Consider the following 15,959-nt stretch of genomic DNA (forward strand, 5'->3'; position numbering starts at 1 on the left):
CTGTTCAGGACAGTTTCGGATTCCGCGGGAACTCTTCGCGCTCCGGCAGCGAATGGATCAGATCCTGCACCGCCGTGCGCAGTCGAGCGGGGGTTCCGCTGCTGAGCGATGTCCACTTCACGCCGTCGTCGGACTTGCTCGCGGTCGCGATGAATCGTCCTGCCCGCGTGTTGAAGACGGCGATGTGATTGTCGGCCATGTCTCTCGTGCCGTCGCCATAGACCACGCCGACGATCTCGGCGAACGAGTGGATCTCGACCAATGCCGCCGCCAAGGTCTTCGCATCCTGGGCAGGGTTGCCCACTTTCGTGAGCCGCTCCGCGGTGGCCGCGGCGTCACCGGTGTCGCCGAAGATCGTGGCGAGTTCTTCGGTCGGGGCGTTCATCCCGTACAGCTCCAGCGGCTCGGCGTAACCGAGTGCCGCGAGAACCGTGCCGGGCAGATCGTTGCCCGCCTCGTCGATGACGTAGGAGTCCTGCCCTCGAAGGGCGACGACCTCGAGGTCGACGCCCTTCGCCAGGCAGAAACGACTCACCCAACCATCGACGATCAATCGCAGCGCGATGATCCAGTGTGGCCGGTTCAGCGCGCGCAGCCGATTCTCCAGATCGCGATGCAGCACATCGTCGAAGAGGAGTTCCCGCTGGGCGAGCGACTCGGCGGCCGCGTCCATCGCCGCTTTGTGATCGGTCAGGTTGTCGTAACGCGCCCGAGCGTTCAAGACGACGGGGACTTCGATTTGCAGTTTCTCTACGAGAAACTGCATTTCGTCGAGCGACAGGACGACCGCATCCAGCGTGGACGGATCGCGGCCCGCACCGAGTACGGTCACCTAACCGTCCCGCTGAGGTCACCGCCGATGACTCCATCGGCGGTGAAACGGCCGTCGTTGAAGTGCTCGGTCGACCGCAGGTAGTCCCGGCCGTTGTGCTCGGCCTCGTCGTCCTCGTCGCTGCGCGCCTGGTTGCCGAGCAGGGGGTTGCCGTTGCCGTTGGTCGCCGACCGGACCGGCGCCGCTTCGACGGGCTTGACCCCGACCGTCTCCTGCACCGGGGCGGCGCCACCGATCGTGCCGCTGGAGCCCCAGCCTTCCGGAAGCTTCAGCGAGCCATTGCTGATGCCGGCCGCCGACCCGAGGCCGGAGAACGACACCGCGCGAGTCGCGGCGCCGGTGGCCGCCGCACCGGCTCCCATGACCATCGGAGCCATGCCGGAGAAGGTCGGCGCGGAGGTGGTGGTCGCCGCCGCGATCGCGCTGCCCGCGACGTTTCCGACGGTGGAGACACCGGTGGTGGCGATCGAACCGACCGCCTGCGCGGCCTGGGTGGCAGCGCTCGCCACGCCGGGGTTGCTCAAGAACGCCTGGGTGGCGGCGACGGCGGCCTGGATCGGATCCGCCGGAACCTCGGTGGTCGTGTCCGCCGCCTGCTCGGGGCTGGCCGTTCCGGCGCCCTTGGCGATCGGCGGCGGCAGCAGGAACTCGGCGGGCGTGGCGACCATGGCGCTGGTGGCGGCCTCGTAGGTCTCCATGACCAGAGCCGCACGGATGTCCATGGCGTTCCTGGCGACTTCCGCGACCTCGAATGCGCCGCTGAGCACACCGGGCGGGTTCGCCGACGCGGCCAAGGCGGCGTTGACGGCCGCGATCTCCGGCGGGCTCGGCATCGCCAAAGATGCGACGGTGTAGGCGGTGGCGTTCGCCGCGGCCTTCGCACCCATCGCGGCCGCTTGCACGCCCTGCTGCTCGGACCAACCGAGGAAACCGGTGAGCTTGCTCAGCGCGGCGATACCGTTGATGCCCTGCATCCCGACGCCGAGTTCGGCCATCACCCTGGCGACGGTGGTCGTCGCGTCGATCCAGGCGGCGGTGAGGCCGCCCCAGGCGGTGGCGGCGGCCGAGATCGGAATCGCGTGCGCGCCCGCGTGAAGCGTGGCCGAATTGATCTCCGACGGGCGCGCCGCCCAGATCACCCCGGTGACTCCTGCAACCATGTTTGACTTCTCCCCTGCTTGGCGTTGCTGATGGATCCGGTTCCGGAACTACACCTGAATGGCGCTGATGCCCGCGGCGCGCACCACGTCACCGGCGACGTGCTGCGCCAGCTGCATGCGCAATGTGGCCGCGGCGTGGTGGCATTCCAGAATCGCCTGCGCGATCGCGCGGTCGTGCGACATGGCCCCCTGGTTGAAGTGGCTCGCGCTGAGGAAGGAGACCTCCTCGGCGCCGGAGGGCAGCACGTGTGTCGCGGGCGCGGTGATCGCCGCGGCGGCGGCCAGACGTTCGGCGACGAGGTCGAGTTCGGCCGCGGCGGCGAGAATGGCTTCGGGTGCGATCAGTACATGTCCAACCATGACTCGACTCCTTCTAGTGGCTGTGGGGCGGAACCACGAGAATTCCCCCTTCGAGTGATAGGACGCGACAGCAACGCGATCGGTTCCATCGAATCCCCAACTTTTCGATCTCCGTGCCGATTACACACCCACCGGTCGGGGCGCGCAATACAGCTCGGATCAGACTATCCCCATCCCAGCTGATGCAGGCGGTCTTCGTCAATGCCGAAATAGTGTGCGATCTCATGGATCACGGTGATGGCCACCTCTTCCACCACTTCCGACTCGTCGGCGCAGTGCTCGAGAATGGCGTCCCGGTAGATGGTCACGGTGTCGGGAAGCGCTCCGCCGTAATGACTGTCACGTTCGGTGAGGGCGATGCCGTGATACAGACCGAGCAGATGCGGATCCTCCGGATTGCGCGGCTCGATCAGCACGACCACATTGTCGATCGCGCGAGCCAGCTCGGGCGGAATGAGATCCAGTGCGTCGCCGACCAATTCCTCGAAGCGGTCGGCGGACATCGATACGGGCATCGGCGTGCGGCTACCTCGGCTGGGGCTGCGGCGGCAGCGGCGCGGCGCCGGGCAGCGGTGCAGGCGTGGAACGTCCGCTGTTGGGCGGCGGCACCGGAGCCTGGCCGTTGATCAGGATGTCGCCCCTGGCCGAGCCGGTGATCGGCGCGAAACCCTCCCGGTCGGCTCCCTTGCCGATCATGCAGTCCAGCTTGCGGCTGCCCGCCATCCAGCTGCGGGCATCGATGTAGTCGAAGAACAGCGTGAGCGTCTTGTTGCGGATGACGTCCGGCGCGCCCAGGTATTCGGTCGAGGTGCGGGTGCACTCCTCCTCGACGAATTTGTCCTGCTCTTCCTTCGCGGGCGGGCCGCCGGTGAAGTGGGCGGACAGATCGACGGTGGAGACGATCTCCACGGCGTGCGGCTGGGCGCAGTCCACCGGATCGGTGGGCAGATTCTGATTGATGCCGAGGCACACGCCCGGCTCGTACACCCTGGATTGGTCGTGCTCGGTGGCGCTGCCGACCGACGGCGGGGTGCCCGCGCTGGCCGCGACCTGCAGGCCGCAGCGCAGGGTGCGGTCACCGTGCTGCCAGCCGTCCGGACTCGGGTACATCAGGCCGACGATGTACTTGCCGCGCGGGTCGAAGCGCCCGCCCATGTACTTCTGCACCGCGGGCACGCAGTGCTCTTCCTTCAGCTCGGTGAGCCGCAGCGAGTCCGGGAACCGCGAGCCGGGACCGAACTCCTTGCCCGGATACCTGCTCATGTCGATGTCGGCCGCGACCTCGAACATGTGCTTGCTCGAGCAGTTCACCTTGACCAGATCGGCCCGGTCGGGCTTGGTCCAGCTCAGGCAGTCGCCCTTGGAAGCGGTGCCGAACTCCTTGTCCAGCAGGGGCTGTGCCGGGGCGGCGGGATTGTGCGCCTCCAGGCCCTTCTCGTTGTCGAAGCCGGTGATGAACAGCGTCACCAAGGCCGCGACCACGGCGCCGACGGCAACGGCGAGCAGGCCCCGGCGCAACGTGGGCGCCGACAGGTGGACATCGCGCAGATCGCGGTCGGCGAGGGCGGCCTTGGCCGAGTCGAACGAGCGGCGTACCGAGTCGGCACGCGACGATGCGCCGCGCTTGGGCGCCTGCGGGGACCGGGACCTAGGTTCGGAGGACATCGCGGTCCATCATGGCAGCGTCCGTGCCGTGGTGCCACGACCTGCCCCGATCGGCGCGGCACGGATGGTTCAGCCGCGCATAGCCGACAGGAAGACGCCGGGCAGCCGGGCGGGGTTGGTGTCGGCGTAGAACTCGGTGAGCTTGCGGCCGGTGGTCGCGGCGGTGGCGTTGCCGACGAACCACGGCGGTTTCGGGGAGAGCGCGAGTTCGCCGCCCAGCAGTGAGCGCGGCGCGGGCCGGAACGGGCCGCGCACCACCGTGCGTTCCACGTCGTCGAGCAGCAGGGCGTTGTGCACTACGCCGATTCCGCTCTGCACGTCGTCGAGGGTGTGCCCGGGGAAGGCTCCCCAGGACGCGCGCGGTGCGAGGAAGGCCAGCCCCGTCCAGGTGTTCACCGCGATAGCGCCGTAGCGCAGCCGCTCGATCGCGCGGTCGAAGGCGACGCCGAGCCTGCGGATGGTCGTGGGATGGGCGATCACGTTCGCGCCGAGCGTCCCGGTGAGCTCGGCATTCGCGAAGTCCACCGCCCGTTGCAGGAAATCGCCGCCCGCGTAGGGCAGCTCCACCACGCCGAGCACGGGGGAGAAGTACTCCGTGCGCAGCAGGGGCGTGCCGGTCCGCGGCAATCCGTCGACCAGCAGCCGTCCCGCGCCGAGCCGCTCGGCCTCCGGATACGAGGCCAGCGCGTCGGCGACGCGGGCGTCGCTGCCCGGGTAGTACGCCGTGCGCTGCGGCGCCCGCTCCATGGCCAGGCGCAGCTCGGCGAGGAATTCATCTCTGCGGTCCCACTCGGAGGCGATCACCACCGCCTGCGCGGCCACACAGTTGTAGCCGCCGTTGTGCAGCCGCTGGGTGGCCACGTGCTCGGCCTGGTAGCGCAGATCGGTGTCGGACCAGTCGCCGGGCACCACGATGGTCGGCGAGACGCCGCCCAGCTCGCTGGTGATCGGCTTGTCCAGCAGGGGACGGCTGTCCTGCTTGCGCTGCGAGCCCTCCGCACCGGGGCCCCACACGATGGCGTCGTGGGTGTTGGCGCTGCCGGTCATGTGCACATGCGCGACGTCGGGATGACGCACCAGATAACCGCCCTGCTCCGCGCCGCCGGTGAGGATCCGCAGCACGCCGAGTTCCAGTAGCGGTTCGAACACCATCTCGAACACGGTGAACAACGGGTCGGTGATCGGGTTGAGCTTCAGCGCCACCACGCGGTTGTGCGCGTACAGCTCGTACAGCGCGTCCAGCGGCGGTATCGAGGTGATGTTGCCCGCGCCGAGCACGGCGCCGATCCCGCCGGTGGCGGTGGGATCCAGCTGGGCCAGTCCGGCTCGCCTGCGCGCGGTGTCGGCGTCTACGCCGGGCCGCAGCCACACCTCCCCGCGAAAGCCGTTGAGCAGTAACCGGTCGTAGACGCCGAACGGAAAGATCGGCACCGCGACTCGTCCGCCCGGCGCCTCGCGCAGGGTGACGCCGGTGAGCGGGCTGCGCCCGGACTCCAGTGCGGCGAGGGTGACCGACAGCGCGTCCGTGGCTTGCAGCAGGGCCAGCGGGCCCGACATCCATTCCTCGCCGACCAGCGGGGAGTGCGCGTCCAGGTCTTTGACGACGCACGCGGCCCGCACCCAGTCCTCGGCGAAGCGGCCGGTCCGGGCGTGGATCTCGTCGAGCAGCTCACGGCGTCGGCGCAGCGAGGTCGCGGCCCACGTTTTCTCGCCGGCGGTGAGGTCGGCCAGCGCGTTGTCGATGGCTGTCTCGTCGAAAGGCGTGCCCACAAGCCCACTATGCGCGCGATCCGGCGGGTATGGACCGCATCCTGGGATATCGGCGTGAAACGGCAACACATCGACTACTAGGCTGATGGCCCATGATCGACCTCCGATTCCTGCGGGACGACCCCGACGCGGTCCGCGCCTCGCAGCGCGCCCGCGGCGAAGACCCCGCCCTCGTCGACGCGCTGCTCGAGGCGGACGCGGCGCGGCGTGCCGCGGTGGCCACCGCGGACAACCTGCGCGCCGAGCACAAGGCGATGGGCAAGCTGATCGGCAAGGCGAGCAAGGAGGAGCGGTCCGCGCTGCTGGCGCAGGCGTCGGAGATGTCGGTCAAGGTCAAAGAGGCCGAGGCCGCGCAGCACGCCGCCGACTCGGACCTGGACGCCGCGCACCGCGCCATCTCGAACGTGGTGCAGGAGGGCGCGCCCGCGGGCGGCGAGGACGATTACGTCGTGCTGCAGACCATCGGCACGCCGACCGAGTTCGACTTCGAGCCGAAGGACCACCTCGAGCTCGGCGAGTCGCTCGGTCTGATCGACATGGAGCGCGGCGCCAAGGTCTCCGGCGCCCGGTTCTACTTCCTGACCGGCTACGGCGCGCTGCTGCAGCTCGGCCTGCTGCAGTTGGCCGCGCAGAAGGCCGTGGCCAACGGCTTCACCATGATGATCCCGCCGGTGCTGGTGCGCCCCGAGGTCATGGCGGGCACGGGGTTCCTCGGCCAGCACTCGGCCGAGGTCTACCACCTCGCCGACGACGACCTCTACCTGGTCGGCACCTCGGAGGTGCCGCTGGCGGGTTACCACTCGGACGAGATCCTCGACCTGAGCGGCGGCCCGAAGCGGTATGCGGGCTGGTCCTCGTGTTTCCGCCGGGAGGCGGGCAGCTACGGCAAGGACACCCGCGGCATCATCCGGGTGCATCAGTTCGACAAGGTGGAGATGTTCGTCTTCACCACGCCCGACCAGGCGGACGCCGAACATCAGCGCCTGCTCGCGTGGGAACAGGAGATGCTCGCGGCGATCGAGGTGCCCTACCGGGTGATCGATGTCGCGGCCGGGGATCTCGGCAGCTCCGCCGCGCGCAAGTTCGACTGCGAGGCGTGGGTGCCCACGCAGCAGACCTACCGGGAGCTCACCTCGACGTCCAACTGCACCACCTACCAGGCGCGGCGGCTGGCCGTCCGCTATCGGGACGAGAACGGAAGGCCGCAGATCGCCGCCACTTTGAACGGCACGCTCGCGACCACCCGCTGGATCGTGGCGATCCTGGAGAACCATCAGCAAGCCGACGGGTCGGTCCGGGTTCCGCCCGCCCTGGTTCCCTTCGTCGGCACGGACGTGCTGCGACCAGCCAACTGACAACGCGCGAATGACATCCAGATGAATAGCTACTGGTTCGCCATGCCGGATTCCCGGGATGTGGCAACCGGCGGGATTCCTTGTGTCTAGGCTATTCGTCGTGCGAGGAATCGGGTCTCGCGGCGATACCCGAACCCGGGTGCGGGCCGCGTCTGCGCTGGCGACGGCAATGGTCATGGCTCGGACTACCGGGGCGTTCTACGTCATGGGCGGGGTGCTCGGTCTGCTGATCACCGCCATCGCCCCTGGTGAGGAGGGTAATCGCCCGCTGGTAGGTGGGGCGGCAGCGGTAGCGCTGGTGCTCGGCCTGACGCTGCTCGCCTGGGGGCCGCGACTGCCGCATTCGATCCACCACGTCTACGTCGCGATCGCGACGGTGCTGGTGACGATCGCGGTGCACTCGTTCCCCAACACGGTGGGCGCGATCAGTCTCGCGGCGTTCTACGTGTTCATCGCCTGCGACGCGGCGCTGTTCTTCGCCTGGTCGCAGGCCGCCGCCCATATCGCCTTCGCTTTGGCGCTGTGCCTATGGGTGCTGCCGGCGCGGCCGGTGAGTCCCGGGCTGCCGTGGTGGTCCGGCCTGATCCCGGCCGGGGTGACCTTCGGCGTGGGCGTGGTGGTCGGGATCCTGACCAGGATGGCGTCCGAAGCCGACATCGACGTGCTCACCGGTCTGCTCAACCGGCGCGGGTTCGACCGGGCATTGAACACCGCGATCCAGCAGGCCACCAGGTCCGGGCACGGCCTCGCGCTGGTCTTGGTCGACCTCGACCGCTTCCAGAAGATCAACGACCATCTCGGGCACCGCGCCGGTGATGCCGTCCTCCAGCGGGTGGCCGACACCTGGTCGAAACTGCTGACTCCCGAGCAGCGCCTGGCCCGCTACGGCGGCGACGCGTTCGCCTTGCTGCTGCCGAACACCACCGAACAGGCCGCGATCCTGCTCACCGAACAGCTGCGCGCGGCGGTGACCACCGGCTGTTCGGCCGGTGTGACCTCCTGGCAGCCGGGCGAGTCCGGGTCGCTGCTGGTCAGCCGCGCCGACGTCGGTCTGTACCGGGCCAAGCAGGCCGGGCGCAACCGGACGGTGCTGGAGTCTTCCCGGCAGCTGCCGCTGGCGGTGGAACTGCGCGAGGCGATCGACCGCGGCGCCCTGGACGTGCACTACCAGCCGATCGTCAGCCTGACCGAAGGCGGCGGCAAGGCAGTCGGCGTGGAGGCGTTGCTGCGCTGGTCGTCCAGCGCGCAGCCGGACGTCACCACCGAGGGCTTGATCCGCGTCGCCGAGGAGTACGACCTCATCGCCGATCTGGACGAGCTGGTGCTGCGCCGGGCTTGCGCCGACGCCGCGCGGTTGCAGGAGACCTTCGCGCAATTGGATCTGACGCTGAACGTGAACGTCAGCGGGTTGGAGCTGGCCGAGGCCGGCTACGCCGACCGGGTGGCGGGCATCCTCGCCTCCACCGGATGGCCCGCCGATCAGCTGGTGCTCGAGGTGACCGAGAGCGAGCTGGCCGCCGAATCGCAGACCGCGATCGAGAATCTGCACCTCCTGCGCGACCGGGGCGTGCGCATCGCCATCGACGATTTCGGCACCGGCTACTCCTCGCTCAGCCGACTCGCCACCCTGCCCAGTGACATCCTCAAGGTCGATCAGTCGTTCGTCGCCGCGATCCGCTCCGACTCGCCCGCGCCGCCCTTGCTCGGCGTGATCGCCGCCCTGTCCAACGCGCTGGACCTGCAGGTCATCGCCGAGGGTGTGGAGACCGAGTACCAAGCCGCCGTGCTCACCGAACTCGGCTTCGCGCTCGCGCAGGGTTATCACTACAGCGACTCGCACCCGGTGTCGGAGCTGATCAGTGACCTCAACGAGAACAAGGGCCGGATCGGATCCGGCGTCGCCGACGGGGAACTGGGTGACGGAGACTCGGTGGCCGCCAACGGCTGGGTACCGCTGCCGTAATTCGCTTGACCGCGCGGGCCCACGGTGCGCATGCTGATCGACATGCGGTTGCTCGTCTACGCCTATTGATTCGCCGAATCGCTGCGCCCTTCCCGGGCGGATAGCACACGTACCATCGGCCTGCGCTCGCTGACGGTTCGGGCGGTGCTCTTCAAGAGCATCGGTGAACTGATTCCGCTGTACGCGCTGTACGCCCTGCTGTTCGCCGACCATGGCCTGAGCACGGGGCAGATCTCTTCGCTGTTCGCGCTCTGGTCGGCGACGTCGTTCCTGCTCGAGGTGCCCTCCGGTGCTTGGGCCGACACGGTCTCGCGGCGCGGGCTGCTCGTCCTCAGCGGTGCGTTGCTGACGGCAGGCTTCGCACTGTGGACGGCGGCGCCCTCGTTCGCGGGTTTCGCCGCCGGATTCGTGCTGTGGGGAACCTCGGGGGCGCTGGCTTCCGGCACCTTCGAGGCGCTGCTGTACGACGACCTCGCCGCCCGGGGCGAATCGTCGGCCTACCCGCGCATCCTCGGTTACACCCGGGCCGGCGCGGAAGTCGCCGTCGTCATCGCGATCGTCGCGGCGACGCCCCTGTATCTCTACGGCGGCTACGCCCTGGTCGGTTGGGCCAGCGTCGCAGTCGCGGCCGTGCACACACTGATCGCGCTGGCGCTGCCCACCGCGCCCAAGGCGGTGTCCGCAGTGCATGTGGACGACCTGGAAGAGGAAGAGTCGGTCGTTCCCGCGCGCGTGTCGATGTCGGCCGATGACGTGGGCAACTCCGGCCCGGTCGGGGCGTGGGCTCCCGGCGCGGAGGCGGACGGACGTGGTTCCGTGGCGGTATCCAACGGGTGGGACGGGATACGGCCGAACGATCCGGCGCTCACGAGCGATCACGACGACGGCGGTCGGATGCCGCGCGCCGTCGGGGCACCGCCTACCGCTGATTTCGCCGCTGCCCGTGCCCACGTTGCCGGGGAGGCTTCTGTGGATCGCATGCCCGAGCGAACCGGGGTCGAACAGATTGCGCGACATCCCGGCCCGTTCGCGCGCTACCTCGCCATGTTGAAGGCCGGTGTGGGCGAAGCGGTTCGGGTACCGGTCGTGCGCTACGGCGTGCTGCTGGAGGCGCTGCTGTTCGGGATCACGGCGTTCGACGAGTATTTCGCCCTGCTCGCGGAGGAATCGGGGGTCTCGACAGCCGTGGTGCCACTGCTGGTCGGTCTGACCGTGCTCGGTTCACTGACCGGTTCGGTGCTGGCGGGGCGCACCGAGGGGATGTCGGGCCGGACGATGTCGATCGCGGTGGCCGCCGCCGGCGTGCTGTTTCTCGGCGGCGCGCTGATCGCCGGTCTCGCGACCGGCCGTCCGGACGCGGTCTACCTGCTCACCGGCCTCGGTTTCGGTTCGATCGGCGTCTCCTACGGCATCGTCTACAACGCGGGAATCGTCGCGGCCGCCCGCCTCCAGGACGCCATCGAAGGCCCCGCCCGAGCCACCGTGACCTCGGTCTCCGGACTGCTCGGCGAGGTGTTCGCCCTGGCGGTCTTCGGCTTCGCCGCGCTGGTCGCCCTCCACGCCTCCATCTCCACCCTCCTGGCCCTCCTGGGCGCGTCCCTCCTCGCCATCGCCACCCGCACCCCCCGCTGGCTCCCATCCCGCGCCGCCTGACGCGCAACCATGTGCCGCTCGCGACGGTTGGGTAGCGTGCGGGAGTGCGGTTGGGGCTGGTGTTCGGGTTCGGGATCGGTGCCGGGGTGGCGGTGCAGGGGCGGATCAACGGTGCGCTGGGGGCGCGGCTGGCGGATGGGATCGCCGCGGCGACGATCAGTTTCGGGGTGGGGCTGGTTGTGCTCGCGGCGGCGTTCGCGGTCAGTGGGCGGTTGCGGGAGGGCGGGCGACGAGTGCGGCGGGCGTTGTCCGCGGGCGCGCTGCGGCCCTGGCAGTTGCTCGGGGGTCTGTGCGGAGCGTTCTTCGTCGCGTGCCAGGGGCTCACCGTCGCCGCCATCGGCGTTACCGCGTTCACCGTTGCGACCGTCGCCGGGCAGTTGCTCAGCAGCCTGGCGGTCGACCGGCTCGGCCTCGGCCCGAGCGGACGCACGCCGGTCACCGCGGTGCGCCTCGTCGGGGCGACACTCGGCGTGGTCGCCGTGCTGATCGCCGGAGTCGGGCACACCCGCGCCGCCGGTGGTCTGTCCGTGCCCGAGGCGCTGCGCGGCACGCCGACCGTGCTGCTGATCGCGTTGCCCGCGCTGGCCGGCATCGGGCTGGCCTGGCAGCAGGCGGTGAACGGCAAGGTGGGCGCCGTCGGCGGAGCGCTGACGGCGGCGCTGGTGAATTTCGGCGTCGGCTTGGCCGCCCTGCTCGTCATCGAGGGGCTGGTCATCGTGTCTTCCGGCGGCCCGGCCGAATTTCCGGCCGAGCCGTGGCTGTATCTCGGCGGATTCATCGGCGTCGCGTTCATCGCCCTCGCCGCGCTGACCGTCCGCTGGATCGGCGTCCTGCTGCTCGGGCTCACCTCGGTGGCAGGGCAGCTGCTGGCGTCTCTGATTCTCGACGTACTCGCCCCGACCAGCGCGGGACTGTCGATCACCGCCGTCGTCGGCTGTGCGCTGACTCTGGTCGCGGTCGCCGTCGCCGCTCGGTCGCAGTCCTGAGGACACTCGCCGCGCATTCATACGTAAACCGCATAAGTGTGGAATGGTGCGCTCATGCTGATCGAATACGGGGTGTGGGTTGCGCGGCTGGGTCTGGCTGTCGTGTTCGGGTTGTCGGCGTGGGGCAAGCTGGCGGATCGGAGCGCGACGCGGCAGGCGGTGGGGGACTTCGGGGTGCCGCTGCGCTGGGTGCCCGCGGTGGCATGGGCGTTGTCCATCGCGGAGGCGATCATCGCGGTAGCGGTGCTGATTCCCGGGGTTTCCGGCGTGGCCGCGCTGTCGGTGCTGGTTTTGCTCGCTGTGTTCACGGCGGTGATCGCGCGCCTGCTGCGGCGCGGCGAGCACCCTTCCTGTTCCTGCTTCGGCGCCGCGAGCGCCACGCCGATCGGGCCGAAGATCTTGGTGCGCAACGGTCTTTTCGCAGTGCTCGCCGTGCTGGTCGGCATCGGCTCGCAGACCCATCCACGGGTGCCGATGGACCTGCCCGCCGATGACGCGATCGGCTGTGCCGTAGTCGCGGTGCTGGTCGCGGTTTTGATCAGGCTCGCCGGACAGCTTCGGATCCTGCGCCGCCGGGTGGACGAGCAGGCGCTGTCCACGTTGGGCGCGGAGGGCCTGCCGGTCGGCGCGGTGGCGCCGGAGTTCGAACTGCTCGGCCCGGATGGAGCGAAGACCACGCTCGAGGATCTGCTGAGCGCGGCGAAGTCGGTGCTGCTGGTCTTCGTGCACCCCGGGTGCGAACTGTGCGCGGCGCTGGCCCGCGAACTGCCCCGCTGGCGCGCGCGAACCGGTGACGCCCTGGCGATCGTGGCGGTCGGCAACGGTGATGCCGCCGAACAGGCGGCGTGGGGCATCGAGCACGGGTTGGGCGATATTCCCTCGCTGGTGCAGCAGGGCAACGAGGCGGCCTTGCGTTACCGGGTGCGCGGTACGCCTTCCGCCGTGCTGATCGATCCCGACGGGCGCGTCGCCGCGCCGGTGGCCAGGGGCGGGATCGCGATCCGCGAGTTGATCGGCACGGTGCGACCGGCGTCGCGCGAGCCCGCGCGCGACAGGATCCCGGCCGGCGCGGCCCGCTAGTTTCGGGGCGTACCTCTTTTCCTGCCGTCGAGACCGACCGCGGTTCGGTTATCCATCGGTTGGCTAATTTCTAGCTAATTTCTGGCGGTGCGCCGATAGGATCGAGTCGCACCGGTGCGGAATTCGCCATCCATCGACCAGACCCATCGACAGAGGGGAAAGACATGGCGCTCTTCGCATTCACCGACTACTCCGGCAAAGAGTTCATCATCCAGCTGACCAACGAACAGCGGATCGCCGAAGCCCGCCGCATCCTGTCGGGTGACGAGCAGATGTCGGTACACGTCATGGGACGGATCAGGAAGGTTCCGGCTCCCTACAACCCCGGCTGGAGCTTCCATCTGGACCCGGACACCATCACCTTCTTCACCATGGCGATCGAGGTCTGTGACGCCAGCATCATGTACGTCGAGGATCACCTGGACGAAGCGTGCGGCGCGTTCCTGCCGGGCTGCTTCTGGTGTCCGTGGTCGTCGAAGATGACTCGTGAGGTTGCGGACAGGTAATCTCCTGGCAAATGCTTCCGGCCGGCGGAATCGCCGGCCGGAAGTCTGGGGTCAGTCCAGCTTGCGCGAGCGCAGTTCGTGCCCCTTGGACGTCTTGCACCGTCCCGACTCCAGGTCCCACTGCCAGCCGTGCAAGTTGCAGGTGAGCGTGTTGCCCTCCACCACACCGAATTTCGACAGGTCCGCCTTCAGGTGCGGGCAGCGGCGCTGCACCTCCCAGCCGCTGAGCTCGGTGGAGGCGGAATCGTCGTGCGCCTCGGCGAACCAGCCGTCGGCGTAGGCGATCCGCTCGTCGGTGAGGCACTTGAAGAACGTGTAGAGGAATTCGTTGTACCCGCCGATGCGCCACGCCTGGAAGCGGGTGGACAGGAAGATGGTGTTCACCCAGTCCGGCTCCCGGTCGCGCAGCACCGTGCGCACCAGTTCCGGCGCGATGCGGAAGCCGTAGCGGTAGCGGCCCTCGCCCTCGATCGGCTCGCGTACCGTGCGCTTGGGGAAGTCCAGCACGATGGTTTCCTCCCCGATCACCAGGCCGACCGGGTAGCCGATGCCGTCGCAGATCACATCGCTCTGCGCCATGATCGGCTCGAACAGCTTCTGCAGCGGTTCCAGCAGGGAGCCGTCGCCGCGCTCCCAGGTCGCCTTCTCGGCTTCCAGCACCGGCGCGAGACGCTGGGCCATCCGCTCGATGTACTCGGCCTTGTTGTCGTAGATCTCGGCCGGGTCGCTGGGATGGGTCAGCGTCAGCTCGGCGCCGCGCACGTCGGCGACCGAACCGGGGATCATCAGGATTCCGCCGGCATTGCCGTGGATCTCCATCTGCTCGAGGAACACCTTCTGGTCCGGGAAGATGTTGCCCTCGTCGCCGCGGTCGTCGTTGAGGTAGCGCAGCTCGTCGTCCAGGAACACCGGCGGGCCCGCCGACGGCACCACCCACGTCGCGCCGACCTGCTCGATGTAGCTGCGCGCGCGGTCCATGCCGCGCTGACGCTTCTGCTTGCCGAAATTCGACTTCGTGCGCGCGGGAATGTCGTAGACCATCGGGTACCAGATCGCGCCCGAGTACTGCAGCAAGTGGATGTCGACGTGGCCGAACGCGTCGTGCAGCACGTCCATGTCGACCGGCCGGGCGTCGTTCATGTTGAAGCAGGTGGTCTCGCCGTCGGAGACGACCAGCCCGGAGTCGCCGATCGGGCCGTCGGCCGGGGCGCGCAGCGCGATGATCATGACGTCCAGGTCCCCGCCGGGGCCGGTCACCGTGTGCTTGACCGAGTCCTCGGTCTCGAAGAACTTGTGAAAGCCCAGCTGCTCGAGCTCGCGGCGCAGGTCCGGCACGGGATAGTCGGGCAGCAGGACGGTGGCGTCCTTGTTCACGTGCTCGGTCAGCGTCTTCGCGTCGAAGTGGTCGCGGTGCAGGTGCGAGACGTACAGGAAGTCGCACGCGCCCAGCTCGTCCCAGTCCAGCTGGGTGTTGTCGGGGAACGGGAACCACGAACCGAAATACGCGGGGTTCACCCAGGGATCGCAAAGGATCGACCCGGCCGCGGTGCGGATGTGGAATCCGGCGTGTCCGACGCTGGTGATCTGCACTAGCTGCTCCTCCTGCTGTTTACCAGCCAACCAGGGTAGTAGTTACGGCGAGATGTCGCCGATGCAGTAGCCGTCCGGTCCGGAGCGCAAGGTGAAGGTGCGGGTCTGCGTCACACCGGAGGAGTTGGTCACCGGCACGAGCACCGCGATGTAGTCGGTGTTCACCTGCTCCGACCGGATCTGCTGGTCGGCGAACTCGGTGGCCCCGGTGAGCGCGCCCTGGTTGTTCGCCAGCGGCGCGGGGCTCGGACGCCCGGTGCCTTTGGGGTCCCAGGTCGCCGGGGACGCCTTACAGATCAGAGGGTAGTCGCCTTCCTTGTCGGCGGGGTCGAGCGGAGTGCCGACGAACCGGGACAGGTACCGGCGCACGGTGTGGCGGGCGTCGGCGTCGTCGTAGGCGATCTCCGAGCCCGCCGTGGCGACGCGCGGGCAGGCGTAGCCGGTCGCGAGCTCGGCGCGCCGGACGGCGACCGTGGCGTCGGCGCCCTTCCACACCACGGCGTCCTCGGTCGCAGCGCCGGGCTGGGCCAAGGCGGTGAGGACGGCCTGCTGGTCGGCGTACATGTCGGCCACGTTCTTCGGCGCGACGGTCCAGCACTTGTCCTGCATCTCGGCGAGGGTGTGCGAGCGCAGGTCGGCGGCCCAGCGCTGCAACACGGGGGCGGCGGCGGGTAGTCCGTCGACCGCGCCGACCGGCGGCGCGTCGGGGGGGACCGGCGGCAACGCCGAGGTGCTCGGCGGGGGCGCGGCGGGAATGGCGGCCGGTGGTGTCGTGCGTCCCGCCGCCTGCGGGGCGCTCTCGTCCGGGATGCCGACGACGGAGTCACAACCGGTGAGGGCGAGCGCCGCGATCAGGACTCCGCCGGCCAGCGCACCGCGGGCCGCTCGCCCGCCCGAGGTCCGGTTCCGCTCGTGTGCTGCACCGGGGTCGTACTCGCGCGGTACCGATCGGGCGCGTTCCACTTCGACGATCCTCTTCTCTCAAGGCGTGCGGTCGGGGCTGCTCGTGCGTCCTCGTCGCGGCGCGGCGCGCGGTGGC

General features: G+C 69.3%; 14 protein-coding genes. 6 read left to right on the forward strand and 8 right to left on the reverse strand.

The window, feature by feature from the left end; genetic code table 11:
* Positions 1–4 precede the first annotated feature (4 nt).
* The 6 genes from ABZ552_RS02905 to ABZ552_RS02930 form a co-directional block, all read right to left on the reverse strand.
* On the reverse strand, positions 5–832 hold the full coding sequence (locus ABZ552_RS02905) for an ESX secretion-associated protein EspG (RefSeq protein ID WP_281876625.1): 828 nt from the start codon (positions 830–832) through the stop codon (positions 5–7).
* Positions 829–1,992, reverse strand: coding sequence for a PPE domain-containing protein (locus ABZ552_RS02910; RefSeq protein ID WP_281876627.1), 1,164 nt, complete (start codon positions 1,990–1,992; stop codon positions 829–831). Before ABZ552_RS02910 ends, ABZ552_RS02905 begins: the two co-directional genes overlap by 4 nt.
* A gap of 48 nt (positions 1,993–2,040) precedes the next feature.
* Positions 2,041–2,352, reverse strand: coding sequence for a PE domain-containing protein (locus ABZ552_RS02915; protein WP_159849106.1), 312 nt, complete (start codon positions 2,350–2,352; stop codon positions 2,041–2,043).
* A 164-nt stretch (positions 2,353–2,516) separates the two neighbouring features.
* Positions 2,517–2,867 carry a metallopeptidase family protein gene (locus tag ABZ552_RS02920; protein WP_281876629.1) on the reverse strand — a complete coding sequence of 117 codons (351 nt, stop codon included), beginning with the start codon at positions 2,865–2,867 and terminating at the stop codon, positions 2,517–2,519.
* A gap of 10 nt (positions 2,868–2,877) precedes the next feature.
* On the reverse strand, positions 2,878–4,017 hold the full coding sequence (locus tag ABZ552_RS02925) for a septum formation family protein (protein ID WP_281876630.1): 1,140 nt from the start codon (positions 4,015–4,017) through the stop codon (positions 2,878–2,880).
* A 69-nt stretch (positions 4,018–4,086) separates the two neighbouring features.
* Positions 4,087–5,787, reverse strand: a complete 1,701-nt coding sequence (locus ABZ552_RS02930) for an aldehyde dehydrogenase family protein (protein WP_357435328.1) — start codon at positions 5,785–5,787, stop codon at positions 4,087–4,089.
* Between the two features lie 92 nt (positions 5,788–5,879).
* Here ABZ552_RS02930 and serS point away from each other — a divergent pair, with 92 nt between their 5' ends.
* The 6 genes from serS to ABZ552_RS02960 all read left to right on the forward strand — a co-directional run bounded on the left by serS (position 5,880) and on the right by ABZ552_RS02960 (position 13,330).
* Positions 5,880–7,142: a serine--tRNA ligase gene (gene serS, locus ABZ552_RS02935; protein WP_195085061.1), complete on the forward strand. Its 1,263-nt coding sequence runs from the start codon at positions 5,880–5,882 to the stop codon at positions 7,140–7,142.
* A gap of 175 nt (positions 7,143–7,317) precedes the next feature.
* Positions 7,318–9,105 carry a bifunctional diguanylate cyclase/phosphodiesterase gene (locus ABZ552_RS02940; protein WP_281919282.1) on the forward strand — a complete coding sequence of 596 codons (1,788 nt, stop codon included), beginning with the start codon at positions 7,318–7,320 and terminating at the stop codon, positions 9,103–9,105.
* A gap of 120 nt (positions 9,106–9,225) precedes the next feature.
* Positions 9,226–10,758 (forward strand): MFS transporter, encoded by a 1,533-nt coding sequence (locus ABZ552_RS02945; RefSeq protein WP_357435546.1) that lies wholly within the window; start codon positions 9,226–9,228, stop codon positions 10,756–10,758.
* Positions 10,759–10,802: 44 nt separating this feature from the next.
* Complete coding sequence (locus ABZ552_RS02950; protein WP_281876635.1) at positions 10,803–11,744, forward strand: DMT family transporter; 942 nt, start codon at positions 10,803–10,805, stop codon at positions 11,742–11,744.
* Between the two features lie 54 nt (positions 11,745–11,798).
* A complete protein-coding gene (locus ABZ552_RS02955; RefSeq protein ID WP_281876636.1) occupies positions 11,799–12,824 on the forward strand; it encodes a MauE/DoxX family redox-associated membrane protein in 1,026 nt (341 codons plus the stop codon).
* A 164-nt stretch (positions 12,825–12,988) separates the two neighbouring features.
* Complete coding sequence (locus ABZ552_RS02960; RefSeq protein ID WP_159849085.1) at positions 12,989–13,330, forward strand: calmodulin; 342 nt, start codon at positions 12,989–12,991, stop codon at positions 13,328–13,330.
* A gap of 51 nt (positions 13,331–13,381) precedes the next feature.
* Here ABZ552_RS02960 and ABZ552_RS02965 read toward each other — a convergent pair whose 3' ends face one another.
* Both ABZ552_RS02965 and ABZ552_RS02970 read right to left on the reverse strand, forming a co-directional pair.
* Positions 13,382–14,920: a Rieske 2Fe-2S domain-containing protein gene (locus ABZ552_RS02965; protein ID WP_357435329.1), complete on the reverse strand. Its 1,539-nt coding sequence runs from the start codon at positions 14,918–14,920 to the stop codon at positions 13,382–13,384.
* A gap of 42 nt (positions 14,921–14,962) precedes the next feature.
* Positions 14,963–15,883, reverse strand: a complete 921-nt coding sequence (locus tag ABZ552_RS02970) for a hypothetical protein (RefSeq protein WP_281876638.1) — start codon at positions 15,881–15,883, stop codon at positions 14,963–14,965.
* Positions 15,884–15,959: the final 76 nt, after the last annotated feature.

Source organism: Nocardia sp. NPDC019219, assembly GCF_040632645.1.
GTDB lineage: Bacteria > Actinomycetota > Actinomycetes > Mycobacteriales > Mycobacteriaceae > Nocardia > Nocardia sputorum.